The following is a 25,010-nucleotide window of genomic DNA, read 5'->3' as shown; positions in this document are numbered from 1 at the left end:
AGAGACCACCGACGCACCGCGACACCCTGTCGGTGGTCGGTCCTAGTCTGCGGAAGGTGCACCACCTCTCCCGTGCCGACGCCCGCCGGATCGCTGTGCGCGCCCAGCTGCTGACCGCGGACCGGCCGACGGACGTGCACGAGACCGTGCGCGCCCTGACGTTCCTCCAGCTGAACCCGACCAGCGCGGTCGCTCCGAGCGCGGACCTGGTGCTCTGGAGCCGGCTGGGCTCGTCGTACGACCCGCAGGAGCTGGCCGACGCCCTCGACGAGCAGACGATCATCGAGTTCCGCGGCATGCTGCGGGTGGCCGAGGACCTCGCGCTCTACCGCGCGGAGATGGCCGTCTGGCCCGGCACCGGCGCGCGGGTGAAGGACTGGCAGCACGGCAACCGGCAGTGGGTCGCGGACAACGAGGCCTGCCGCCAGGACATCCTGGAGCTGCTGCGCGCCGACGGGCCGCTGCCGATCAGCGAGCTCCCCGACACCTGCGTGCGGCCGTGGAAGTCCTCCGGCTGGAACAACAACCGCAACGTCACCATGCTGCTCGGCCTCATGGTGCAGATGGGCGACGTCGCACCCGCCGGGGGCACCGGCCGCGATCGGCTCTGGGACCTGGCGGAGCGCGTCTACCCGCCGGACCCGCCGGTGCCGCTCGAGGAGGCGTACCGGATCCGCGACGAGCGCCGGCTCGCGGCGCTCGGCATCGCGCGGCCGAAGGGGCCTGAGCAGCCGGTGGAGCCGCTGGACGTCCGGGACGTGGGGGAGCCCGCCGTCATCGAGGGTGTCCGAGGCGAGTGGCGTGTCGACCCCGCGCAGCTGGACCTGCCGTTCGAGGGTCGAGCGGCGCTGCTGTCCCCGCTCGACCTGCTCCTGTACGACCGCAAGCGCATGACGGACGTCTTCGAGTTCGACTACATCCTCGAGATGTACAAGCCGGCGGCCGCGCGGCGCTGGGGCTACTTCGCGCTCCCGGTGCTGGTCGGCGACCGGCTGGTGGGCAAGCTCGACGCCACGGCGGACGTGAGGGCCGGCGTGCTGCGCGTCCACGCCGTGCACGAGGACGAGCCGTGGACGCCCGACGCGCGCGCGGCCGTCGACCGGGAGATCGACGACCTCGCGCGGTGGCTGGAGCTGGACCTGGCCCGCTAGACCCCTTCGCGCACCACAGCGACCCCGCCGGGCGCGACGACGAACGTCCCGCCGGACACCGGCTCGTCGCGCAGCAGCTCGTGTCCCGACGCCGGCACCGTGACCTCGTCGACCGTGTGGTTGAGGACGAACAGCCACGACCGGCCGTCGTCGGCGAACCGGCGGACGGCCTCGACACCGGCCAGAGCGGGGGACAGGCCCGCCTCGGCAATCAGTGCGTCCGTGACCCCCTGCAGCCCGTCGGCGTCGAGCCGGGTGGCCAGGTACCAGGCGGCACCGGAGCCGACCGGTCGGCGGGTGAGCGCGGGCCAGCCCGCGAGGTCGCCGTCGGCGTAGGTGCGCACCGCGGACGTCCCGGGCGACAGGTGCGTCTGCTCCGACCAGACGTCGGCACTGGTCCCGTCGTCGAGCGTGAGGATCTCGCCGTCCTGGAGCGCCCAGATCTCCTCGCTCCGCACGCCCAGCAGCTCCCGGAACGCACCCGGGTAGCCGCCCAGGCGGACGTGGTCGTTCTCGTCGGCGATGCCCGAGAAGTACGTGACCAGCACGGACGCCCCGTTCTCGGCGGCCCGTGCGATGTTGGCCGCGTCGGCGTCGGTGACCAGGTAGAGCGTCGGGACGACGACGAGCGAGTACCCCGACAGGTCCGCGGACGGACGCACGATGTCGACCGTGATGTTCCGCTGCCACAGCGCGCGGTAGTGCGCCAGCACCCGGTCCGGGTACGTCACCGCGGTGGACGGGTGGCTGTCGAGCTCGGTGCCCCACCAGGCGGGGTAGTCGAAGACGATCGCGGCCTGCGCCCGGACGCGTGACCCTTCGATCTCGCTCAGGGCCTTGAGCGCGTCGCCGAGCGCCACCGTGTTCCGCCACACCTCGGAGTCGGTGCCCGCGTGCGGGAGCATCGCCGAGTGGAACTTCTCCGCGCCCGCGGCGGACTGGCGCCACTGGAAGAACATCACCGCGTCGGCGCCGCGGGCCACGTGCGCCAGCGAGTGCCGGAGCATCTCGCCCGGTCGCTTGGTGCGGTTGCGTGGCTGCCAGTTCACCGCGCTGGTCGAGTGCTCCATGAGCATCCACGGCTCGCCGCCGGCCACCCCGCGCGTGAGGTCGGCGCTGAACGCCAGCTCGACGTGCGCCTCCGGGTCGTGGGCGCGCGTGTAGTGGTCGTTGGCGATGACGTCGAGGTCGTCCGCCCAGGAGAAGTAGTCCATCCACTTGGTGCCCGTGGAGAGCATGAGGTTGGTGGTCGTCGGCACGTCCGGGGTGACCTCGCGCAGCACGTCCCGGAGCGCGCGGTAGTGCACCAGCAGCTCGTCGGAGCTGAACCGGGCGAAGTCCAGCTGCTGCGTGGGGTTCGGGTACGTGGGTGCGCTGCGCGGGGGCAGCACCTCCTCGAAGTCGTCGTACCGCTGCGACCAGAAGGCGGTGCCCCAGGCGGCATTGAGCGCGTCGACCGTGCCGTACCTCTCGGACAGCCAGCGCCGGAACGCGGCCGCGGCGTCGTCGGAGAAGTCGTGCGGGACGTGGCAGCCCAGCTCGTTGTCGACGTGCCAGAGGGCGAGCGCCGGGTGGGTGCCGTAGCGCTCGGCCATCGTGCGCGTCATGCGCAGCACGTACTCGCGGTACGCCGCCGAGGAGACCCGGTACGCCTGCCGGCCGCCCGGGTGGAGCACCGTGCCGTCCGCCAGCACGGGCAGGAACTCGGGGTGCTTGCGAGTCAGCCACGGCGGCGGGCTCGCGGTCGCGGTCGCCAGCGTGACCTTGATGCCGGCGTCGTGGAGCCGATCGAGGACGTCGTCCAGCCACGCGAAGTCGTACGACCCCTCGCGCGGCTCCAGCTGCGCCCAGCTGAAGATGCCGACGCTGACCAGCGTGACGCCGGCCTCCTTCATGAGCTCCACGTCCTCGATGCGGGTGGCCAGGGGCCACTGCTCGGGGTTGTAGTCGCCGCCGTACTGGATCATCGGGTCCTCGTTGCTCGTCGGAGGTCTAGCTGAACGGGTTCGTCGGGGTCGCACACCAGGTGGCCGTCGACGACGCGGGCCACCGCGACGCGCACGACGGCCCGCCGTGTCGCCGGGTCCTCGCCGGCGCCGGTGTCCCCGAACGGGGACACGTCGTGCGTGAAGTAGAAGATCCAGGCCTCGTCGTCGGTGGTGACGACGTCCGCGTGGTGCCCGCGCGGGTCGACCAGGACGTGGCCGTCGGGGGTCCATCGCGCCAGGTCGTCGGACCGGTACACGGCCTGCCCGCGCCACTCGTCGACGATCATCCAGTGCCACCCGCCGAGCGTGAACACGTTCGGCCCCTCGTGCGGTCGACCCTCGATGACGGGCCGTGACGGCCCCCAGGTCTCCAGGTCGTCGGAATCTGCGCACCAGGTCGTCGAGCCCACCGCCTCGTCCTTGAACCACATGCGGTAGCCGGTCTCGGTCGGTGCGACGCAGGCGTCGATGACGTAGTCCGAGCCCAGCGGAACGACCCCGCGGTACTCCCACGTCACCAGGTCGTCCGACACGTGGTGCAGGATGTGGCGCTCGTGGCCGGCCCACTGCTCCGGCGCGCCGGTGATGTAGCTGACGAACATCTGGAACCTGCCCTCGGCGAACACCACCTCGGGTGCCCAGAGGGTGTTACGGCCTTCTCCAGGGTCCAGTCCGTCGACGACCCCGCGGTGCGTCCAGGTCAGCCCACCGTCGGTGCTCGTCGCGACCGCGATGTCGGTCCCGTGCACCCAGCGGACGCCTGGACCGTCGTCGTGCACGCGCCGCTGCGTCGCGAACAGCCACCAGGTCCCGTCGGGCCCCTCGACCACGGTGGGATCGGTGGGCGCGCCGAGGGGGTCGGTGAACAGGGGATCGGGTGCGACCCGTGAAGTGCGTGCGTCCGAGGAAGTGGCTGCTCCAGCGCTCACATCCTCGGACGTTGCGGGAGTGGGAGCCGGTGCGTCCGAGGTTGTGGTTGCTCGGGCAGCCGCTTGCTCGGACGCTGCGGAGGTGGTGTCCGATGTCATGCGGGGCGGAGGTCTTCGATGCCGTGCAGGAAGCCGTTGCGGAGCTCGCTGCCCGGGGCCAGGTCCGCCTTGGTGACCGGGCGGCCCAGCGACGCCGACGCGTAGATCGCGGTGACCAGCTCGAGCGACCGGTGCGGCTCCGCGGCGACCGGCGGCAACGGCTCGCCCGCGCGGAGCGCCTGGTAGACCGCGCGGAGCAACGGGGTGTGGCCGGAGGGCTCGTCGTCGGCGGGCAGGGTCCACGACGCCGGCGCCTCCGACGGCTCTCCGCCGGTCCGGTCGGGCGCGGGGGTGAGGCGCCACGAGCGGGCGTCGTGCCCGTACAGGTGCTCGACCTCGACCGTGCCGAGCGTCGTGTCGACCCGCACGTAGCTGGTCTGCCGCGGGGCGAGCGCGGTGGTCAGCACCGACACGATCGCGTCGTTGGCGAACCGGATCACGGCCGTCGACGTGTCCTCGGTCTCCAGGTCCCGGTCCAGGCGGAACGCGCGGGCGTCGACCTCGGCCCACTCGCCCAGCAGGAACCCGAGCAGGTCGAGCTGGTGGATGCCGAGCCCGAGCAGCGGTCCGCCGCCCTCCGTCGCCCACTTCCCGCGCCACGGCACCGCGTAGTAGTCCTCCTGCTTGCGGTACCAGAGCGTGTGGCAGACGCCGACGAGCGGTCGCCCGAGCGTGCCGTCCGCCAGCAGGCGCTGCACGTGGCCGACGGCCGTCCCGGTGCGCTGCTGGAACACGACCGCGTACTCGCGGCCGACCTCGTGGGCGACCTCGAGCACCGCGTCCAGGTCTGCCAGCGACAGGACCGGCGGCTTCTCGCAGACCACATGGGCTCCGGCGCGCAGGGCGGCGATCGCCTGGTCCTTGTGCAGGCCGGGCGGGGTGCACAGGTGCACGACGTCGACGGACTCGGCTGCGAGCAGGTCGTCGAGGCTGTTGTAGCGGCCGTGGACCCCGAACTGGTCGGCGAACGCGTCCCGGACGGCGGGGCTGGGGTCCGCGACCGCGACGACCGACGCCAGCGGGTCGGCGGCGAGCACCGTGGCGTGCGCGTGCGCGATCGCCCCCGTCCCGACGATGGCGACCCTCAGCAGGCCCTGCGACAACTCCGTCACGTCAGCTCCCTTGCGTGGTGAGGCTGCCACGGTAAGCGCTTGCCTGCCGATCCGTCCATCAGTGGCCGGCAGCGGCGACGCCCGACGGTCGGACGAGATCGCGACTTTCCGACAACGTCGGCAGCTGCAACCCACGACCTCGTCGGAACCTCACGACTCCGGCGCCGCAGGCATGAGATCGTGCGTTCCCCGCGAGAGCGTGCGGTCGAACGCACGGTCTCGCGGCGGACGCACGTTCTCGCGCTGGGTGCGCGGGTCTCAAGCCGACGGGTCCGACGAGCCGCGGACCACCAGCTCCGGCTGGAACTGGACGCGCTGGTGCAGGAACGACGCGCCCTCCGACCGCTGGCGCAGGAGCAGGTCCGCGGCGGTCCAGCCCAGCTGGTGGGTCGGCTGGCGGACGGACGTCAGGGGCACGGTGAGCATCGACGCGAAGACGACGTCGTCGTAGCCGACGACCGCCATCTCGGCGGGGATGGCCACGCCGTGCGCCCGCAGCGCGCGCAGGGCGCCCAGCGCGGTGAGGTCGTTAACGCAGAACAGGGCGGTCGGGCGGTCGCCGGGGAGCGCGAAGAGCTCGTTGATGCCGGCCTCGCCGCCGTCGGCGTTCAGGGAGCCGATCGTGATCTCGACAAGCGCGTCGGCGGGGTCGAGGCCGGCGTCGGCCAGCGCGGCGAGCACCCCGTCGCGGCGGTCGTGGCACTGCTTGATGGTGAGCGGTCCGTTGATGAACGCGATGCGGGTGTGCCCGAGGCTGACCAGGTGCTCGATCGCCAGGGCGCCGCCGCGCACGTCGTCGACCGCCACCGACGAGATGTCGTCGACCGGGGACGTGGTGTCGAGCAGGACGACGTCGATGCCGCGGTCGCGCAGGGCCAGCAGGGTGTCCAGCGAGCCGGCCGACGGGGTGACCATGACGCCCTGCACACCGTGCTCCTCGAACAGCCGCAGGTACCGGGCCTCGCGTTCGGGGTCCTCGTCGGACGAGCTGAGCATGAGCGTGTACTCGTCGGCGGCGAGCCGGTCCTCGACCCCGCGGGCGACCTCGGTGAAGAACGGGTTCGCGATGTCGAGCACGATGGCGCCGACCGTCTGGATCGTCCCCGCGCGCAGCTGCCGCGCCGAGGCGTTGCGGACGAACTGGAGCTCCTCGATGGCCACCAGGACGCGGTCGCGCGTGGCGTCGCTGACCTGGTCGGGGCGGTTGAGCACGTTGGAGACGGTGCCGACCGACACGCCTGCGCGCTTGGCGACGTCCGTGATGGACGGGCGGCGCTCCGCGCGTCCCCGTGTCGTCGTCGACATCGACATCGACCGTCCCTCCCTGGCGCACCGGGTGTGCGGCCCGATGCTAGTTGCCTCCGCCGGGGTCGTCGTGGTGCCTCGCTGAATCACGACGACGTCACGACTCTTGTGGGCCGGAAGCCGGGCGCGTACCGTGCGGCGAAATGAATCGATTCACAGTCCTCGAGGGAGAGGCCGTGCAGGAATCGGACCCCGCGGAGATGTCGGAGACCGGGTGTGCGCGCACGCGACTCTTGACACACTGGCAAACGCTTACATAGAGTGCGTGAATCGTTTCAAAGGCGATGCGACGAAAGGCAGCCGCATGACCCGCGTGTGCTTCATCTCCCGCGTCCGGCCGGACCGGCTGGACGAGTACCGGTCCCGGCACGCCGCCGTGTGGCCCGAGATGCTCGAGGCGCTGCGCGACACCGGCTGGCGTGACTACTCGCTGTTCCTCGCCCCGGACGGGCTGCTCGTCGGCTACCTCGACACCGACGACTACGCCGCCGCCCAGGACGCCATGACCCGCACGGCGGTCAACCCGCGCTGGCAGGCCGAGATGAGCGAGTTCTTCGTCGCCGACGGCAGCCCCGACGAGGGCTTCCACGTCCTCGACGAGGTGTTCCACCTGGAGGACCAGCTGCGCGCAGCCGGCCTCCCCACCCACCCACAGGAGCTCCGCGCATGACCATCTTCGACCAGCTGGCGCAGCAGACCATCGAGCTCCCCTCGTGGGCGTTCGGGAACTCGGGCACCCGGTTCAAGGTGTTCGCGCAGCAGGGCGTCCCCCGCGACCCGTACGAGAAGATCGCCGACGCCGCGCAGGTGCACACGTACACGGGCGTCGCGCCGCGGGTCAGCCTGCACATCCCGTGGGACCTGGTCGACGACTACGACGCCCTGGCCGCGCACGCCGCCGGGCTCGGGGTGTCCATCGGGGCGATCAACTCGAACCTGTTCCAGGACGACGACTACATGCTGGGCTCGCTCACGCACCCGTCAGCGGACGTGCGCAAGAAGGCGATCGCGCACCACCTCCAGTGCGTCGACGTCATGCGCGCCACGGGGTCCACCGACCTGAAGATCTGGCTGCCGGACGGCCTGAACTACCCCGGCCAGGACTCGCTGCGCGCCCGCCAGGACCGGCTCGCCGACTCGCTGGCGGAGATCTACGCGGCCCTGGACCCGAACCACCGGCTGATCCTCGAGTACAAGTTCTTCGAGCCCGCGTTCTACTCGATGGACATCCCCGACTGGGGCACGTCCCTGCTGCACTGCCTGGCGCTCGGCGACCGCGCGTTCGTCGTGCTGGACACCGGGCACCATGCGCCGGGCACCAACATCGAGTTCATCGTGGCCCAGCTGCTGCGCGCCGGACGGCTCGGCGCGTTCGACTTCAACTCGCGGTTCTACGCCGACGACGACCTCATGGTCGGCTCCGCGGACCCGTTCCAGCTGTTCCGGATCATGCACGAGATCGTGCAGTCGGGGGCGCTCGCTCCGGACTCGGGCGTCAACTTCATGCTCGACCAGTGCCACAACATCGAGCCCAAGATCCCCGGGCAGATCCGCTCGGTCATGAACGTGCAGGAGGCTACGGCCAAGGCACTCCTGGTCGACGCCGCGGCACTGCTCGAGGCGCAGACGGCCGGCGACGTGCTCGGCGCCAACGGCCTGGTCATGGACGCGTACAACACGGACGTGCGGCCGCTCCTGGCGGAGCTGAGGGAGTCGCAGGGGCTCGACCCCGACCCGATCCGGGCGTACAAGGCCTCGGGCTACGCGGAGACGATCGTCGCCGAGCGCGTCGGCGGCACCCAGGCGGGGTGGGGAGCATGAGCACGGTGGCGCAGGAGCTGGTCGCACGGTCCAACCGACTCGGGGCGGACCCGCGCACGACGAACTACGCGGGCGGGAACACCTCGGCCAAGGGCACCGCGACGGACCCGGTCACGGGTGAGGACGTGGACCTGCTCTGGGTGAAGGGGTCCGGGGGTGACCTGGGCACGCTGACGCAGAAGAACCTCGCCGTGCTGCGCCTGGACCGGCTGCGCGCGCTGGTCGACGTGTACCCGGGCGTCGAGCGTGAGGACGAGATGGTCGCCGCGTTCGACTACTGCCTGCACGGCAAGGGCGGGGCGGCGCCGTCGATCGACACGGCGATGCACGCCCTGGTCGACGCCGCGCACGTGGACCACCTGCACCCGGACTCGGGCATCGCGTTCGCGACGGCCGCCGACGGTGAGGCGCTGACCCGACAGGTGTTCGGCGACTCGGTGGTGTGGGTGCCCTGGCGCCGGCCCGGGTTCCAGCTGGGGCTGGACATCGCGGCGATCAAGGACGCGAACCCGCAGGCCATCGGCTGCATCCTGGGCGGGCACGGCATCACCGCGTGGGGCGACACGTCCGCCGAGGCCGAGGCGCGGTCGTTGCAGATCGTGCGGACCGCGGAGGAGTTCATCGCCTCGAAGACGGGTCCGCACCCGTTCGGTGAGGTGGTCGACGCCCCGCTTCCCGACGACGAGCGTCGCGCCCGTGCGGCCGCGCTGGCGCCGGTGATCCGGGGGCTGGCCTCGACGGACCGCCCGCAGGTGGGTCACTACACCGACTCCGAGGTGGTGCTGGACTTCGTGTCCCGTGCCGCCCTGCCGCGCCTGGCGGAGCTGGGCACGTCCTGCCCGGACCACTTCCTGCGCACCAAGGTCAAGCCGCTGGTGGTGGACCTGCCCGCCGACGCGCCGATCGAGGAGGTGGTGGGCCGGCTCAAGGAGCTGCACGCCACCTACCGGGCCGACTACCAGGCCTACTACGACCGTAACGCCACCCCGGACAGCCCGGCGATCCGCGGCGCGGACCCGGCGATCGTGCTGGTCCCGGGCGTGGGGATGTTCTCGTTCGGCAAGGACAAGCAGACCGCACGCGTGGCCGGGGAGTTCTACGTCAACGCGATCAACGTGATGCGCGGCGCGGAGGCGATCTCCACCTACGTGCCGATCGACGAGGCGGAGAAGTTCCGCATCGAGTACTGGGCGCTGGAGGAGGCCAAGCTCTCGCGCATGCCGAAGCCCAAGCCGCTGGCCACCCGCGTCGCCGTGGTGACCGGGGCCGGGTCGGGCATCGGCCGCGCGATCGCCGAGCGGCTCGCCGCCGAGGGGGCGTGCGTCGTGGTCGCCGACCTGAACCTGGAGGGGGCCACCGAGGTTGCCGCGTCGCTGGGCGGACCCGACGTGGCCGTCGCCGTGCAGGCGGACGTGACGTCCGAGGAGGACATCGCGCGGCTGATCGCGGAGACCGTGCTGGCGTTCGGCGGCATCGACCTGGTGGTGAACAACGCCGGGCTGTCGATCTCCAAGCCGCTGCTGGAGACCACCGCCAGGGACTGGGACCTGCAGCACGACGTGATGGCGCGCGGCTCGTTCCTGGTTGCCCGTGAGGCGGCCCGGGCGATGATCGCCCAGGACATGGGCGGCGACATCGTGTACATCGCCTCGAAGAACTCGCTGTTCGCGGGCCCGAACAACATCGCGTACTCGGCGACCAAGGCCGATCAGGCCCACCAGGTCCGGCTGCTGGCCGCGGAGCTGGGCGGGCACGGGATCCGGGTCAACGGGGTCAACCCCGACGGCGTCGTGCGCGGCTCGGGGATCTTCGCCGGCGGCTGGGGCGCCCAGCGCGCGGCCACCTACGGCGTGCCGGAGTCCGAGCTGGGTGCGTACTACGCCCAGCGGACGCTGCTCAAGCGGGAGGTCCTGCCCGAGCACGTCGCCGCCGCGGTGTTCGCCCTGACCGGCCCCGACCTGGTGCAGACCACCGGCCTGCACGTCCCGGTCGACTCCGGCGTCGCCGCAGCCTTCCTGCGATGAGCGCGTTCGCCGCCGTCGACCTGGGCGCGTCCTCCGGGCGAGTCATCGTCGGGTCGGTCGGCGGCGACCGCGTCGACCTGCACGAGGTCAACCGGTTCCCCAACGGGCCGGTCCGGGTGGGCGGCGCGTTGCACTGGGACGTGCTCGGCCTGTACCGGGGGATCCTCGACGGGCTGCGTGCTGCCACGCGCGAGGTCGGGGCGCTGGACGGCGTCGGCATCGACTCGTGGGCGGTCGACTACGGGCTGCTCGACGCCGACGGCGAGCTGCTCGGGAACCCGTTCCACTACCGGGACGCGCGGACCGACGGGGTGCCGGACACGGTCTTCGCGACGATCCCCGCGCCCGAGCTCTACGCCCGCACGGGCCTACAGGTGCAGCCGTTCAACACCGTGTTCCAGCTGGTCGCCGCGCAGGGCACCGCGGCGCTGGCGTCGGCCCGCGGGATGCTGCTGGTCCCGGACCTGCTCGGCTACTGGCTGACCGGCGTGCGGGTGGCCGAGGTGACCAACGCCTCGACCACCGGCCTGCTGGACGCGACCACCCGGACGTGGGCGCTCGACGTGGCGGCCGCCCTCGGCATCGCGGAGGGCCTGCTGCCCCCGCTGCGCGACGCCGGTGAGCTGCTGGGCCACACGACGCTCCTCGGCGAGGTCCCGGTGTGGACGGTCGGCTCGCACGACACCGCCTCGGCCGTCGTCGCGGTCCCCGCCACGGGCGCCGACTTCGCGTACATCTCCTGCGGCACCTGGTCGCTGGTCGGCCTCGAGCTGGACCGTCCGGTGCTCACCGAGGCGAGCCGGGCAGCCAACTTCACCAACGAGGCCGGCGTCGACGGCACGGTCCGCTACCTGCGCAACGTGATGGGCCTGTGGGTGCTCCAGGAGTCGATCCGCACGTGGAACGAGGCCGGCCTGCCCGCCGACCTGCCGGACCTGCTCGCGGCCGCCGCGCGCGTCCCGGCCCTGACCACGGTGGTCGACCTCGACGGACCGGCGTTCCTGCCGCCCGGCGACATGCCCTCCCGCATCGCGGCCGAGGCCGCCCGCACGGGTCAGACACCCCCGCAGTCGCAGGCCGAGACGGTGCGCTGCATCCTCGACTCGCTCGCGCTGGCCTACCGGCGGGCGGTCCGGCAGGCGGCTGACCTGGCCGGCCGTTCCATCGACGTGGTGCACGTGGTCGGCGGGGGAGTCCGCAACGAGCTGCTCTGCCAGCTCACCGCCGACGCGACCGGGCTGCCGGTGGTCGCGGGGCCGGTCGAGGGGGCCGCGCTGGGCAACGTGCTGGTGCAGGCGCGGGCCGCGGGCGTGCTGTCCGGGAGCCTCGCGGACCTGCGGGCGGTGGGCGCCCGCGGGCTGGACCTGCGGCGCTACCAGCCGGGCGCGACGGGTGGTCCGACCGACCGCCAGTGGGCAGCCGCCGAGGGCAGGGTCGACGGTCGGTAGTCGCGCACGACCCCTCGACGCACCTCGACGGTGAGCTGGATGCCGGCGCGCGGGACCGCTGCGGACGAGCCCGCGCGTCGACATCGCCATCGTGCTGGTACCTGCCGGGCGAACCCGGGGACCAAGGTCCCTCGCTGCGGGTGACTCTGCGCGGAATCCTGATGAAAGGATTCAATCGATCAGTGGAGAGGGTGTCATGAGCATCGACACGTCAGTCCGTTCGCTCGCGAGCGAGCAGCTGCGAGAGGAGATCCTCTACTACTGCCGCGAGTCGGTCCGCTGCGGACTGAACTTCAACACGCAGGGCAACATCAGCGTGCGGATCACCGCCGACGACGGCACCGAGGCGATCGTCATCACCCCGTCCGACGTGCGCTACGACGTGCTGCGGCCCGAGGACATGCTCGTCGTCGCCATGGACGGCACGGTGCTCGAGGGCGACCTGCTCCCGTCGACCGAGCTGCCCGTGCACCTGGCCCACTACCGCCGCCGCCCCGACGCCCGCGCGATCGTGCACACCGAGTCGACGTTCGTGAACGTCCTCGGCGTCCTCGGCAAGCAGATCGACCCGGTCCTGCTCAACATGGTCCTGTACGCCAAGGGCACCATCCCGGTCATGCCGTTCGAGTTCTCCACCAACGCCGACTTCGGCCGGCGCAGCGCCGAGCTGATGGGCGACGACGTCAACGCGGTCGTGTGGGCCAACCACGGCCTGCTCGCGGTGGGCGTCTCGCTCAAGCTCGCGTTCAAGGTGGCCGTCGCGGTCGAGGAGAACGCCGAGGTGCTCCACCTCGCGACCCTGTCGGGCGGCGTGCCGAACGTGCTGGCCTACGACCGCATCGAGATCCCCGAGGGCGCGCGCCTGCCCTGACGCTCAGCCGAGCGTGCCCGCGACGACCAGCAGCACGGGCACGCACAGGATCGTGGTGATCAGCCCGGCGTCGCGCGCGAGCGGCTCACCGTGCCGGTACTGCATCGCGTAGACGAGGACGTTCTGCGCGGTAGGCAGCGACGCCATCGCGACGACGGCGAGCAGCGCGTGCGCGGGCAGGCCGAGCGCGGTGCCGAGCCCCCACGCCAGCACGGGGTGCAGCACGGCGCGCAGGCCCACGGCCAGGGCCAGGTCGCGCCGCGGCGCCGCCGTGTCCACCGTGCGGGGCACTGCCAGCGACATGCCGAACGTCAGCAGCGCCAGCGGTGCTGCGGCGGCACCGATCAGCCGGAACGGCTCGTAGACGACCTCGGGCAGGTCCCACGGCAGCGCCGCCAGGACCAGCCCGACGAGCGTGCCGACGATGATCGGGTTGCTCAGGGTGCGGCGGAGCACCGTCCGGCCCCGGAGCGGACCGGAGCGCGCGTCGAGCACCGCGAACGCGACCGGCGCCAGGACCAGCAGCTGGAACAGGAGCGTCGGCACCACGGCGACCGCGTCGTCGAGCAGGTACACCGCCAGCGGCAGCCCGATGTTGCCGGCGTTCACGTACGAGGAGGCCAGCGTGCCGACCGTGACGTCGGCGGCCGGCCGGCGCCACGCCACGCGCAGGACCACGACCGCCACCAGCGCGACGACCGCCGTGGACGTCCAGGTGACGACCGCCGTCCGCGAGAGCAGCAGGTGCAGGTCGGCATGCGCGACGGTCGTGATCAGCAGCGCCGGCGTCGCGACGGTGAACACCACGCGGGCGAGCACGGGCGCGGCACGCTCCCCGAGCACCCGGCGCCGGGCGAGCAGCCAGCCGAGCGCGACGACGACCCCCATGGTGCCGAGCGCGGTGACGACGGCGCCCATCAGGCCACCGGCGGGCGTCGGGAGATCACGGGCCCGATCCTCGCACGGGCGGTGATCGTCGGAAAGCGCTTGCCCTGAACGCCGTGCGCATGGCACGATCGAGTCCGGAACACGCGTCCCCGCACACGGAAGTAGGCAACGATGCCCGCAGTCGCTCTGGTCACCGGGGGCAATCGAGGGATCGGCCTCGGCATCACGCAACGGCTGCTCGCCGACGGGTTCGCGGTGTCGATCCTGGCCACCCGCGAGGAGCCGACCGAGCTGCTGGAGTCGCTCGACGCGCCCGGCCGGGTCCGCTACGTGCGGGGTTCGGTGGCCGACCTGGACGACCACGCCCGGTTCGTCGACGACGCCGTCGAGGCCTGGGGTCGCCTCGACCTGCTGGTCAACAACGCCGGGGTCGCACCCAGCGTGCGGGCGGACCTGCTCGAGGCCGGAGCCGAGAGCTTCGACCGCGTGCTCGGCATCAACCTGCGCGGGCCGTACTTCCTCACGCAGACGTTCGCCAACCGGGTCATCGCGCTCGGCTCCTCGGTCGAGGACGGTCCGCGCGCCACGGTCATCAACGTCTCGTCCATCTCCGCCACCGCCGTCTCCACCAACCGCGGCGAGTACTGCGTCTCCAAGGCAGGCGTCGCCATGGCCACCCAGCTGTTCGCGGTCCGCCTCGCCCCCGAGGGCATCGTCGTCTACGAGGTCCGGCCGGGCGTCATCGCGACCGACATGACCGCGGGCGTCACGGAGAAGTACGACGCGCTGATCGCGGACGGGCTGGCGCCGATCAACCGGTGGGGCCGACCGTCCGACGTCGCAGGCGCGGTGTCGATCCTGGCCTCGGGGCAGACCCCGTACTCGACCGGCGAGGTGTTCCACGTCGACGGCGGCCTGCACATCCCGGTGCTCTGATGGAGTCCCTCCACGGCGTCCCCGTCGTCACCGTCAACACCGTCGTCGTCGGCACCGGCTCCGCGGGCTTCTGCGCCGCCGACCGGCTCTGGGAGCTCGGCCAGACCGACGTCGTCATGGTCGCCGACAAGGTCAACGCGGGCTCGTCGCGCAACGCCGGCTCGGACAAGCAGACCTACTACAAGCTCACGCTCTCGGGTGGCGACGGCGACTCCGTGCGGGAGATGGCCGAGACGCTCTACTCCGGTGGGGCGATGGACGGCGACAACGCGCTGGCCGAGGCCGCCCTGAGCGCCCGCGGGTTCCTGCGCCTGTGCGACCTGGGCGTGCCGTTCCCGCAGAACCGGTACGGCGAGTTCATCGGCTACAAGACCGACCACGACCCCCGTCGTCGCGCCACCTCCGTGGGGCCCTACACCAGCCGGTCGATGGTCGAGCAGCTGGAGAAGAAGGTCCACCGCAACGGGACGCGCATCTACGACGAGTGCCGGGTGGTCGACGTGATCGTCGAGGACGGCGCGGTCGCGGGGCTGCTGGTGCTGCGGACCGACGTGCCGCACGACGGCGCCGAGTCCCCGTTCCTGCTGTTCCGCTGCACCAACCTCGTCTACGCGACCGGCGGCCCGGCCGGGATGTACGCGACGCGCGTGTTCCCGAACGGCCAGTGGGGCGCGTCCGGGGCGGCGTATCGCGCGGGCGTGCACGGCAAGAACCTCACGGAGTGGCAGTTCGGGCTGGCCTCGACGCACCCGCGCTGGAACGTGTCGGGCACGTACATGCAGGTCGTCCCGACGTTCGTCTCGACGGATGCCGACGGGGTCTCCTCGCCGCGGGAGTTCCTGACCGAAGCGATCCCTGACTATGGCCAGCTCATGTCGCTGGTGTTCCTCAAGGGCTACCAGTGGCCGTTCGACATCCGGAAGGCGCTGGACGGCTCGTCGCTGATCGACCTGCTGGTCTACCGGGAGACCGTGCTGCGCGGGCGGCGGGTGTTCCTCGACTTTCGTCGCAACCCCGTCCAGGAGGACTTCGACCCGTCCGCGCTGAGCCCCGAGGCGTACGAGTACCTCGACCGGGCGGGCGTCCTGTTCGGCACGCCCATCGAGCGGCTGCGGCGCATGAACGAGCCCGCGTACCAGTTCTACCTGGGCAAGAACCCGTACGTGGACCTCGAGACGACGATGCTCGAGGTGGACGTCTGCGCCCAGCACAACAACGGCGGGCTCGTGGTCGACGCCTGGTGGCAGTCGAACATCGAGGGCTTCTTCCCGGTCGGCGAGGCCGGCGGCGCGCACGGGGTCTACCGGCCCGGCGGCGCGGCGCTGAACAGCGGGCAGGTGGGCGCGACGAGGGCGGCGCAGTTCATCGCGGCGCGACGGACCGAGGATCCGCGTCCCTTCGAGTCGTCGGCCACCTCCGTCGTGGACGCTGCCCTCGCACTGGTTGCGGCGGCATCGTCGCGGGCCGCGTCCGGCATCCCCGACAACACCGGCGACCTTCTCGACGAGGTCCAGGTGCTCATGAGCGCCAAGGCGGGCCCGGTGCGCTCGGCGCAGTCGATCCACGAAGCCCTGGAGCAGGTGCACGCGTGGCTGGCGTCGTACGAGGCGAACGTGTCCGCCGACGCCTCGTCGCGCCGCTCGATCAACCGCACGTTCCTGGTGCGGGACATCCTCACCAGCGCCTACGTGTACCTGTCCGCGATGGCCGACTACGTCGGGCACGGCGGCCGGTCCCGCGGCTCGGTGCTCTACACCGACCCGGGCGGTGCGATCCCGCACGGCCTGGCCGAGCTCCCCGACGTGTTCCGGTTCACCCTGGACGGCGGCGCGCTGGACGACGAGGTGCAGGAGACCTCCTGGGAACCGTCCGACGACGACCCCGCCGGTCGGATGAGCTTCCGGTGGCGCCCGCGTCGGCCCATCCCCGAGGACGACGACTTCTTCGAGAACGTCTGGCGCGAGTTCCGCGAGACCGGGAACGTCTTCTGATGCGTCTGGACCTGCCGGACCCGCGGGTGGAGATCCGCGGGGCGTCGTGGCTGGAGGACGGGCTCCCGCACCGTCTCCCCGCGTGGACGCGGCCGCAGCTCCCCGACGACTTCATGGCCATGGTGGAGGCGCAGGGGTCGGGCGTCCGGCTCCGCTTCCGGACGGCTGCCGCCACCGCACGGCTGGATGTCGCCGTGCTGCGCGTGGCGGTCGACCCGGCACCGCCCGCGGAGCCCCAGCCGTACGACGTGATCGTCGACGGGGTCGTCGTGCCGCAGCCGTCGGCCGTGGCCTCCGCGGCCGGCGTCTTCCTGCTCGAGCCCCTCACCGGGACGACCTCCGAGCGACCCGGTCCGGCAGGCGTCGTGGAGCTCGCGCTCGGCGGCGACGGCACGGTCGAGCGCGACGTCGAGATCTGGCTGCCGCCGGGGGAGACCACGCGGCTCCTCGCGCTCACCATCGACGCCCCCGTGTCCGCGCCGTCGCCGGTGGACGCGCCGCGCTGGGTGCACCACGGCTCGTCGATCAGCCACGGCGCCGGCGCCGCATCGGCACTCGGGGCGTGGCCCATGGTCGCCGCGCGTGCCGCCGGGCTCGACCTGGTCAACCTCGGGTTCTCCGGCAACGCGGTGCTCGACCCCTTCGTCGCCCGCGCGATCCGCGACCAGCCCGCCGACGTCATCACCCTCAAGCTCGGCATCAACGTGGTGAACCACGACGCCATCCACCTGCGTGCCTTCGCCCCCGCGGTGCACGGGTTCCTCGACACCGTCCGCGACGGACACCCGACCACGCCGCTGGTCCTCGTCTCGCCGCTCCTGTGCCCGCTGGTCGAGACCACCCCGGGGCCGACGTCGCTCGACCCGGCCGACCCGTCGGTGTTCCGCACCACCGGGCAGCCCTCCGAGGTCGCCGACGGCAAGCTGACCCTGACGGTCATCCGGTCCGTGCTCCGCGCGATCGTCGAGGCCCGCGGGGACGGTGCGCTGACCTACGTCGACGGCACGACCCTCTACGGCTGGTCCGACTGGGACGACCTGCCGATGCGCGACCAGATGCACCCGGACGCGGACGCCCACCGCCTGATCGGCCGGCGGTTCGCCGCGGTGCTGGGCGACCTGCTGGCCCAGGAGTCCTAACCGACGCATCGGGTGGTGGTGGTCCTCCCGCACGGTCACCCGTTCGGTGGCTGTCGTGCCCTCGGCGCAGCGCCTGGCCTCTCAGAGGTAAGGCTGCACCAAGCGGAGGTACCGCTCAGCCAGCGTCGCGACCGTCTCGTCGCCCGGGGTGTCCCAGATCGACTCGTTGAAGATCTCCACCTCGACGTCCCCGGTGTAGCCGGTCTCGGCCACCCAGCGCGTGATCGTCGCGAAGTCGATGTACCCGTCGCCGACGTGCCCGCGGGACAGCAGCGCATCGGCCGCCAGAGGCAGGACCCAGTCGCACACCTGATAGCTCGCGATCCTGCCCGCAGCGCCGGCCCGGGCGATCTGGCGCTGGAGGTCCGGGTCCCACCACACGTGGTACGTGTCGACGACGACGCCGACGACGTCCGCGGGGAACGGCTCCGCGAGGTCGAGCGCCTGCCTGAGCGTCGAGATGACCGCGCGGTCGGCGGCGAAGATCGGGTGCAGCGGCTCCAGCACGAGCCGGACGCCGTGCCCGGCCGCGAAGGGGGCGAGCTCGCCGATCCGGTCCGCGACCCGCTGCCGGGCGCCGACGAGATCGCGGCCGGCTGTTCCGGGCAGTGCGGGGCCGCCGGGCGCGCTCGCCGCGGGCAGCCCGCCGACGACCATGATCAGCTCGCGCGTGCCGAGCGTCGCCGCCTCGACAATCGCGCGGCGGTTGTCGTCGAGTGCCGCCGTGGCGTCACCCTCGTCCTCCGCGGTGAGGAACCCGCCGCGGCACAGGGACGAGACGCGGAGGCCGGCGTCGGCGACGATCTTCGCGGCCTCGGCGACCCCGGCCTCCTGGACCCGGTCGCGCCAGACGCCGATCGCGGGGAGCCCCGCGCGGACGGCTCCGTCGACCGCCTCCTGGAGGGTCCAGCGCTTGGTCGTCGCGGTATTCAGCGACAGCCGGCTGAGGTCGCCGGTCACAGCTCGATGGTGGGGACGTCGAGACGCCGGCCCTCCGCCGACGAGCGCAGGCCCAGCTCGGCCAGCTGGACGCCACGCGCGGCCGACAGGAGGTCGAAGCGGTGGGTGCGGCCGGCGACGACGTCGCGCAGGAACTCCTCCCACTGCAGCTTGAAGCCGTTGTCCAGGTCGCCGTTGGCCGGCACCTCGAGCCACTGGTCGCGGAACGACTCGGTGACGGGCAGGTCCGGGTTCCACACGGGCTTCGGGGTGTGGGCGCGCTGCTGGGCGACGCACTTGTTCAGCCCTGCGACCGCCGAGCCGTGCGTGCCGTCGATCTGGAACTCGACCAGCTCGTCGCGGTAGACCCGGACCGTCCAGGAGGAGTTGATCTGCGCGACGACGGGGTCGCCGCCCGGCGTCTCGATCTCGAAGATCCCATACGCGGCGTCGTCGGCGGTGGCGTCGTACGCCGTGCCCTGCTCGTCCCAGCGCGTCGGGATGTGCGTCGCGGTCTGCGCGTTCACCGTCTTGACCGTGCCGAGGATGCCCTCCAGCACGTAGTTCCAGTGGCAGAACATGTCGACGACGATGCCGCCGCCGTCCTCCTTGCGGTAGTTCCAGCTGGGGCGCTGGGCCTCCTGGCCGTCGCCCTCGAACACCCAGTAGCCGAACTCACCGCGCAGCGACAGGATGCGGCCGAAGAAGCCCTCGTCCACCAGCCGGCGCAGCTTGACCAGGCCCGGCAGGTAGAGCTTGTCGTGCACGACGCCCGCCGTGACGCCCGTGCTCTCGCGCAGGCGGGCCAGGTCGATCGCCTCGGCCAACGTCTCGGCCGTCGGCTTCTCGGTGAAGATGTGCTTGCCGGCCTTCATCGCCGCGGTGAGCGCGCTGTAGCGGCGGCTGGTCACCTGGGCGTCGAAGTAGATGTCGACCGTCGGGTCGTTGATGACCGAGTCGGCGTCGGTGGTCCAGTGCTCGATCCCGTGCAGCTCGGCCAGCTCGCGCACCTTGTCGGCGTTGCGACCCACGAGGATCGGCTCGACCTGGACGCGGGTGCCATCCTCGAGCGTGACGCCGCCCTGGTCGCGGATCGACAGGATCGACCGGACCAGGTGCTGGCGGTAGCCCATCCGGCCGGTGATGCCGTTCATCCCGATGCGCAGGGTGCGGGTCGTCATGAGTGCTCCGAGTGTTCGGGACCGCGGTGTCGGTCGGAGTGGGAATGCGCTTTCCACTTTAGCGCATGGCGCTCCGCTCGCGTCAAGACTGACGCCCCGGGATCCCACCGCCGGCGATGCGTGAAGACTTCGTTCCGCTGGGTGCAACAAAGTCCGCACGCGAGCGCCTCGCTCGGTCGGCGCGACGACGTCTGCCCCTGAACGCACCGCGGACCAGCGGCGCGCTGACGTGCGTGACGACGTCTGCCCGCGAGCGCACCGCGGACCGGCGGCGCGCTGACGGCGTCGTCAGACCCGGGCGTTCACCAGGTTCGCGACGGCCGCGCGCACGGCGGACCGGAACGCGGCTGAGTCGCCCAGGTCGTCCCCGAACACCGCGCCGACGTCGAGCATCCGGTCCGCGAGCGTGTCGAGCGGCCCGGAGGCGGCAGCGGCGAGAGCGGGCGCGAGCGGATCGTCCAGGGCGATCCGGCGACCGTCGACGACGAGCTCGCCCTGCGTCGTCGCGCGCACGTACGCCATCCACGCGGCGACGGTCAGGGCGGCGGCGGTGGGAACGGCACCCTCGGCGAGCCGGTCGCGGACCGTGCCGAGCAGGCGCGGCGAGAGCTTCTGCGACCCGTCCATGGCCACCTGCACCGTGGTGTGCCCGGTGTTCGGGTTGGCGAACCGCTCGAGGACGTCGTCCCGGTACCGCGCCAGGTCCATGCCGTCCGGCGCGACCAGGGTGGGCAGCACGTCCTCGTCGACCAGTGCCCGCACCGCGGCGGCCAGGTCCGGGTCAGCCACCGCCTGGGCGATCGTGGCGTACCCGCGCAGCGCGCCGAGATAGGCGAGCGTCGAGTGGCTGGCGTTGAGGACCCGCAGCTTGGCGCGCTCGTACGGCGCGACGTCGGACGTCAGGGTGGCCCCGGCGCGCTCCCACGCGGGCCGGCGACCGGCGAAGTCGTCCTCGATGACCCACTGCGTGAAGGGCTCACCCACCACCAGTCCGGCGTCCGTCAGCCCGAGGAGTACGGCCGCCTCGGCCCGGTGGGCGTCCGTGGTGGCGGGCACGATCCGGTCGACCATCGTGCCCGGGAAGCGGACCGAGGCGTCGATCCACTCCCGCAGCCGCGCGCCGTCGGGCACCGCGTCGAGGGCAGCCCCGACGAGGGCTGCCAGGACGGCGCCGTTGTTCGCCAGGTTGTCGCAGCACACGACCGTGAGGGGCCCCGCGTCAGCCCGCTCGCGCGCGGCGAGGCCGCGCAGCAGCAGCCCGAGCGGCGAGCGTGCGGGGGCGCCGGCCCGTCCGCCGCGGACCTCGACGGCCAGGGCAGCCAGGTCGGCGGCCAGGTCGGGATCGGTCAGGTCAGGGCCGCCGTCGGCCGCACGGCGGTAGCCCTTCTCCGTGACGGTGAGGGTCACGAGGTGGGTGGTCGGTGCCGCGATCGTGGTGAGCACCCGCGCCGTGTCGGTCCCCGGGAACGCCACGTCCCGCAGGGATCCGACGAGCCGCAGCGACGTCTCGTCCGTCCCCTTGGTCAGCACGCCGTAGAGGCCGTCCTGCGGCGCCAGCTGCTCGACCACGCGCGCGCTGCGCTGCGTCACGCCGAGGATGCCCCAGCCGTTCTCGCCGGTCGCCGCGGCGGCGTCCTCGGTGAAGACCGCCTGGTGCGCCCGATGGAACGCCCCGAGGCCGAGGTGCACCAGACCCACCGTGACCTCAGCCGGGTCGACCGCGGGCAGCCTGACGCCCGGGAGGGTCGGGACGAGGCAGGCGAGGGTCGTGCGCGAGAGCCGGCTGCCGGTCATCCGTCGGCCACCGACGCCTGCGCGCTCACCACGCCGGTGGACGCGCGGACGACAAGCTCGACACCGATGAGGACCGACGGAGGCGTGCCCGAGCCCCCGACGAGCCCGCCGTCCGCCGCGCTCAGGGCGGTCGCCAGCGCGGACTCGGTCGGCGTCGGTACCGGTCCGGCCTCGACGAGCAGGTCCACCGCCGCGCGGCCCAGCCGGGCCAGCGGGACGGTGACGGTGGTGAGGGCCGGCGACACGAGGGTCGCGGCGGGGATGTCGTCGTACCCGACGACCGAGACGTCCTCGGGCACCCGCACGCCCCGCGCGTGCAGCCTGCTGAGGATGCCGAGCGCGAGCAGGTCGTTGTGCGCCAGCACCGCGGTGACCCCGCTGGCTGCCACGAGGTCACCGGCAGCCACGCCGCCGCCGAACACGGGAGGGAAGTGCCCGAGGTCGGTCACCTCGACGTGGCGCAGCCCGTGCGACGCGTGCTCGAGCCCGTGCCGCCGCTGGGTGTCCGACCACGAGCCGACCGGGCCGCCGGCGTACCCGATGCGGCGGTGCCCGAGCGCGTACAGGTGCCGGACGGCCTGCCGGATCCCGTCGGCGTTGTCGATCACCACGGACGGCAGGCCACCGTGCCGGCGGTTGACGAGGACGAGGGGGACGTCCTCGTCCAGGACGTCCCGGCTGAGGCGGTCGAGCTCGACGTCGGACATCCGCGGCGAGGACAGGATGACGCCGTCCACCTGCGCGCCGAGGTGCCCGACCAGCTCCGCCTCCAGGCGGGGGTCCTCCTCGGCGTCGGCGACCAGGAGCGCGAACCCGAGGGCACGGGCGCGTGCCTGCACGCCCTTGGCGACCGCCGCGAAGAACGGGCTCTCCAGGTCCGGCACCACGAGGCACAGGTTCCCGGTGCGGCCGGTGATCAGCTCCCGCGCGGCGCGGTTGGGCCGGTACCCGAGCTCCCGAGCGACCTGCTGGACGAGCTCACGCCGCGCCGGTGCCACGAGGTCGGGCGCGCTGAGCGCGCGGGACGCGGTGGCCGGGGAGACGCCGGCGGCGCGCGCGACGTCGCGCAGCGTGACCACCATGGTCCCTCCCTGCTCGACGTCGGCGTGCGGATGAATGCGATTTCAGCACAGGCCGTCCGCTGCTGGCAACGGGCGTCCCGAGATGCGGGACGGCGCGCCGATGGCCCTTGTGGTCGGCGTGATCACCTGCTTGGCTGCCATGAATGCGTTTGCACCGCGGGTCATCCGCGTGAGCGGTGGGCGCCGAGGAGGTTCCGATGGTGATCGAGACCGGGTGGTCGTTGCACCCTGACCGGGCGTTGCCCAGCGACCCCGGCGTGCGACCGATCGCGCGCGAGATCCTGGGGGCGACGGCGACGCTGCCGATCGTCTCGATGCACGGGCACGTCGACGCCGGGGTCCTGGCGCGTGACGAGCCGTTCGCGGACCCGGCCTCACTGCTGGTCACCCCCGACCACTACCTGGTGCGCATGCTGGTGTCCCACGGCGTGCCGCACGACGCCCTCGGGGTCCCCCGCGCCGACCGTCCGGGGGTCACCGCCGATCCGCGCGAGGTCTGGCGCACGTTCGCCACCCACTGGCCGCTGTTCCGGGGCACGCCCACGCGCTACTGGCTCGAGCACGTGCTGGTCGAGGTGTTCGGGCTGGACGAGCGCCCGTCGGCCGACTCCGCCGACCGGCTGTACGACCTGCTCGCCGAGCGTCTCGAGAAGCCGGCGTTCCGGCCGCTGGCGCTGTTCGACACGTTCGGGATCGAGATCCTGGCCACCACCGACGCGGCGACCGCGACCCTCGCCGACCACGCCGACCTGGCCGACCGGGGCTGGGGCGACCGGATCGTGCCGACGTTCCGCCCCGACGCCCTCCTGCACGTCGACCGACCCGGGTGGGGGGCGGACGTCGCCCTGCTCGAGCAGCGGTCGGGGGTCGCGGTCGGGGGGTACCGCGACCTGCTGCGCGCGCTCGAGGAGCGCCGACGCGTCTTCATCGAGGCGGGCGCGCGGGCGACCGACCACGGGCACCTCTCCGCGGACACCACGCCGCTGAGCGAGCCGGAGGCGGAGCGGATCGTCTCGGCTGCGCTGCGCGGCCAGGTCGACCCGGCGGACGCGCAGGCGTTCTCGGGCCACATGCTGTTCGAGATGGCGCGCATGTCCGCCGAGGACGGCCTGGTCATGCAGCTGCACCCGGGCGTCTGCGCGACCACGACCCGGCGGTCGCGGCCCTGCGCGGTCCGGACGTCGGCTACGACATCCCGGTGCCGACCGAGTACGTGCGCGGGCTGCGCCCCGTGCTCGAGGCGTTCGGCCACCACCCGGGCCTGCGGCTCGTGCTCTTCACGGTCGACGAGGACACGTTCAGCCGCGAGCTCGCCCCGATCGCCGGCGTCTACCCGTCCGTGCGGCTGGGCGCTCCGTGGTGGTTCCTGGACACCCCGGACGGCATGCGACGGTTCCGCGAGGCAGTGACGGACACGGCCGGGTTCGCCAACACCACGGGCTTCGTCGACGACACCCGCGCCTTCTGCTCCATCCCCGCGCGGCACGACCTGGCCCGGCGGGTCGACGCCGGCTTCCTGGCGCGGCTGGTCGCGGAGCACCGGCTCGACCTCGACGAGGCGATCGACACCGCGGTGGATCTCGCGTACCGCCTCCCGCGCGAGGCGTATGCTCCTCCGAAGTCGGCAAACGCTTTCCCGTCCCGTGGCGGAAACGAGCACAGTGCGAAGGAGCACCAGTGAGCGACATCCTGCAGCGCCTCGCGGCGCACCGCCTGGTCCCCGTGGTGGTCATCGACGACGCAGCTCGTGCGGACGCGCTGGCCCAGGCCCTGGTCGACGGGGGTCTCCCCGTCGCGGAGGTCACCTTCCGGACCGCCGCCGCGGCGGACGCGATCCGGGTGATCGCCGCGCGCGGTGACGTCCTCGTCGGCGCCGGCACCGTGCTCACCCCCCAGCAGGTCGACCAGGCCGTCGCGGCCGGAGCGTCCTACGTCGTCTCGCCCGGACTGAGCCGGGCCGTCGTCGAGCGCTGCCAGGAGCACGGCGTCCTCGCGCTGCCCGGCGCGGTCACGGCCACCGAGGTGCAGGCCGCGCTGGAGCTGGGCCTGACCACCGTGAAGTTCTTCCCCGCCGGTACGTCCGGCGGCGCCAAGGCGGTCGCGGCCCTCGCGGCACCGTTCGGCGACGTCGGCTTCGTCCCGACGGGCGGCATCGGCCCGGGCAACCTCGCCGAGTACCTCGCGCTGCCGTCCGTCCGGGCGGTCGGTGGGTCCTGGATGGTGCCCCGAGACCTCATCCGCGGCGGGGACCTCGACGCCGTCCGCGACCTCACGGCCGAGGCCGTCAGCCTCGTCGCGCACCCCTGACCTCG

Annotated in this window: 19 protein-coding genes and 1 pseudogene; 11 read left to right on the top strand and 9 right to left on the bottom strand. The window is 72.6% G+C overall.

Features of this window, described 5'->3' with window-relative positions:
* Positions 1 to 56: 56 nt before the first annotated feature.
* Positions 57 to 1,151: a DNA glycosylase AlkZ-like family protein gene (locus ACO06A_RS05780; protein ID WP_421735085.1), complete on the top strand. Its 1,095-nt coding sequence runs from the start codon at positions 57 to 59 to the stop codon at positions 1,149 to 1,151.
* Here the strand turns inward: ACO06A_RS05780 and ACO06A_RS05775 are convergent.
* The 4 genes from ACO06A_RS05775 to ACO06A_RS05760 all read right to left on the bottom strand — a co-directional run bounded on the left by ACO06A_RS05775 (position 1,148) and on the right by ACO06A_RS05760 (position 6,584).
* Positions 1,148 to 3,118 (bottom strand): beta-galactosidase, encoded by a 1,971-nt coding sequence (locus tag ACO06A_RS05775; RefSeq protein WP_421735084.1) that lies wholly within the window; start codon positions 3,116 to 3,118, stop codon positions 1,148 to 1,150. The two genes, ACO06A_RS05780 and ACO06A_RS05775, sit on opposite strands and share 4 nt — an antisense overlap.
* Entirely contained in the window at positions 3,115 to 3,969 is an 855-nt protein-coding gene (locus ACO06A_RS05770) for a hypothetical protein (RefSeq protein ID WP_421735083.1), read from the bottom strand. The genes ACO06A_RS05775 and ACO06A_RS05770 overlap by 4 nt, the downstream gene beginning before the upstream one ends.
* A 194-nt stretch (positions 3,970 to 4,163) precedes the next feature.
* A complete protein-coding gene (locus ACO06A_RS05765) occupies positions 4,164 to 5,279 on the bottom strand; it encodes a Gfo/Idh/MocA family protein (RefSeq protein ID WP_421735082.1) in 1,116 nt (371 codons plus the stop codon).
* Between the two features lie 258 nt (positions 5,280 to 5,537).
* Positions 5,538 to 6,584 (bottom strand): LacI family DNA-binding transcriptional regulator, encoded by a 1,047-nt coding sequence (locus ACO06A_RS05760; protein WP_421735081.1) that lies wholly within the window; start codon positions 6,582 to 6,584, stop codon positions 5,538 to 5,540.
* 304 nt (positions 6,585 to 6,888) lie between these two features.
* Between ACO06A_RS05760 and ACO06A_RS05755 the strand changes: the two genes are divergently transcribed.
* The 5 genes from ACO06A_RS05755 (at position 6,889) to ACO06A_RS05735 (ending at position 12,748) form a co-directional block, all read left to right on the top strand.
* A complete protein-coding gene (locus ACO06A_RS05755; protein WP_421735080.1) occupies positions 6,889 to 7,254 on the top strand; it encodes an L-rhamnose mutarotase in 366 nt (121 codons plus the stop codon).
* On the top strand, positions 7,251 to 8,405 hold the full coding sequence (gene rhaI / locus ACO06A_RS05750) for an L-rhamnose isomerase (protein ID WP_421735079.1): 1,155 nt from the start codon (positions 7,251 to 7,253) through the stop codon (positions 8,403 to 8,405). Before ACO06A_RS05755 ends, rhaI begins: the two co-directional genes overlap by 4 nt.
* Positions 8,402 to 10,429, top strand: a complete 2,028-nt coding sequence (locus tag ACO06A_RS05745) for a bifunctional aldolase/short-chain dehydrogenase (RefSeq protein ID WP_421735078.1) — start codon at positions 8,402 to 8,404, stop codon at positions 10,427 to 10,429. The genes rhaI and ACO06A_RS05745 overlap by 4 nt, the downstream gene beginning before the upstream one ends.
* A complete protein-coding gene (locus tag ACO06A_RS05740) occupies positions 10,426 to 11,877 on the top strand; it encodes a rhamnulokinase (RefSeq protein WP_421735077.1) in 1,452 nt (483 codons plus the stop codon). The genes ACO06A_RS05745 and ACO06A_RS05740 overlap by 4 nt, the downstream gene beginning before the upstream one ends.
* Positions 11,878 to 12,073: 196 nt before the next feature.
* Positions 12,074 to 12,748: a class II aldolase/adducin family protein gene (locus tag ACO06A_RS05735; protein ID WP_421735076.1), complete on the top strand. Its 675-nt coding sequence runs from the start codon at positions 12,074 to 12,076 to the stop codon at positions 12,746 to 12,748.
* 3 nt (positions 12,749 to 12,751) lie between these two features.
* Here the strand turns inward: ACO06A_RS05735 and ACO06A_RS05730 are convergent, their stop codons facing one another.
* The gene (locus ACO06A_RS05730) at positions 12,752 to 13,666 is read right to left on the bottom strand and encodes an AEC family transporter (RefSeq protein ID WP_421735075.1); all 915 of its coding nucleotides are present in this window, start codon (positions 13,664 to 13,666) and stop codon (positions 12,752 to 12,754) included.
* Positions 13,667 to 13,807: 141 nt separating this feature from the next.
* Between ACO06A_RS05730 and ACO06A_RS05725 the strand changes: the two genes are divergently transcribed.
* The 3 genes from ACO06A_RS05725 to ACO06A_RS05715 are packed head-to-tail and all read left to right on the top strand — an operon-like array spanning position 13,808 to position 17,702.
* Positions 13,808 to 14,572 carry a 3-ketoacyl-ACP reductase gene (locus ACO06A_RS05725; protein WP_421735074.1) on the top strand — a complete coding sequence of 255 codons (765 nt, stop codon included), beginning with the start codon at positions 13,808 to 13,810 and terminating at the stop codon, positions 14,570 to 14,572.
* The gene (locus ACO06A_RS05720) at positions 14,572 to 16,563 is read left to right on the top strand and encodes an FAD-binding protein (protein WP_421735073.1); all 1,992 of its coding nucleotides are present in this window, start codon (positions 14,572 to 14,574) and stop codon (positions 16,561 to 16,563) included. The genes ACO06A_RS05725 and ACO06A_RS05720 overlap by 1 nt, the downstream gene beginning before the upstream one ends.
* Positions 16,563 to 17,702 carry an SGNH/GDSL hydrolase family protein gene (locus ACO06A_RS05715; protein WP_421735072.1) on the top strand — a complete coding sequence of 380 codons (1,140 nt, stop codon included), beginning with the start codon at positions 16,563 to 16,565 and terminating at the stop codon, positions 17,700 to 17,702. The genes ACO06A_RS05720 and ACO06A_RS05715 overlap by 1 nt, the downstream gene beginning before the upstream one ends.
* An 81-nt stretch (positions 17,703 to 17,783) precedes the next feature.
* Here the strand turns inward: ACO06A_RS05715 and ACO06A_RS05710 are convergent, their stop codons facing one another.
* The 4 genes from ACO06A_RS05710 to ACO06A_RS05695 all read right to left on the bottom strand — a co-directional run bounded on the left by ACO06A_RS05710 (position 17,784) and on the right by ACO06A_RS05695 (position 22,698).
* Positions 17,784 to 18,662: a sugar phosphate isomerase/epimerase family protein gene (locus ACO06A_RS05710; RefSeq protein ID WP_421735071.1), complete on the bottom strand. Its 879-nt coding sequence runs from the start codon at positions 18,660 to 18,662 to the stop codon at positions 17,784 to 17,786.
* On the bottom strand, positions 18,659 to 19,822 hold the full coding sequence (locus tag ACO06A_RS05705; protein ID WP_421735070.1) for a Gfo/Idh/MocA family protein: 1,164 nt from the start codon (positions 19,820 to 19,822) through the stop codon (positions 18,659 to 18,661). Before ACO06A_RS05705 ends, ACO06A_RS05710 begins: the two co-directional genes overlap by 4 nt.
* Before the next feature lie 288 nt (positions 19,823 to 20,110).
* Positions 20,111 to 21,616, bottom strand: coding sequence for a mannitol dehydrogenase family protein (locus ACO06A_RS05700; RefSeq protein ID WP_421735069.1), 1,506 nt, complete (start codon positions 21,614 to 21,616; stop codon positions 20,111 to 20,113).
* Positions 21,613 to 22,698, bottom strand: a complete 1,086-nt coding sequence (locus ACO06A_RS05695; protein WP_421735068.1) for a LacI family DNA-binding transcriptional regulator — start codon at positions 22,696 to 22,698, stop codon at positions 21,613 to 21,615. Before ACO06A_RS05695 ends, ACO06A_RS05700 begins: the two co-directional genes overlap by 4 nt.
* A gap of 197 nt (positions 22,699 to 22,895) precedes the next feature.
* On the opposite strand from ACO06A_RS05695, the pseudogene uxaC reads away from it, so the two are divergent.
* Positions 22,896 to 24,379 (top strand): annotated as a pseudogene (uxaC, locus tag ACO06A_RS05690) (glucuronate isomerase).
* Positions 24,376 to 25,005, top strand: a complete 630-nt coding sequence (gene eda, locus ACO06A_RS05685) for a bifunctional 4-hydroxy-2-oxoglutarate aldolase/2-dehydro-3-deoxy-phosphogluconate aldolase (RefSeq protein ID WP_421735067.1) — start codon at positions 24,376 to 24,378, stop codon at positions 25,003 to 25,005. Before uxaC ends, eda begins: the two are co-directional and overlap by 4 nt.
* Positions 25,006 to 25,010 lie beyond the last annotated feature (5 nt).

The sequence above is a fragment of the Cellulomonas sp. genome (assembly GCF_965229465.1).
GTDB lineage: Bacteria > Actinomycetota > Actinomycetes > Actinomycetales > Cellulomonadaceae > Cellulomonas.
Note: the sequence above shows the minus strand (reverse complement) of the source record. Positions and strands in the feature narration are given on the sequence as shown.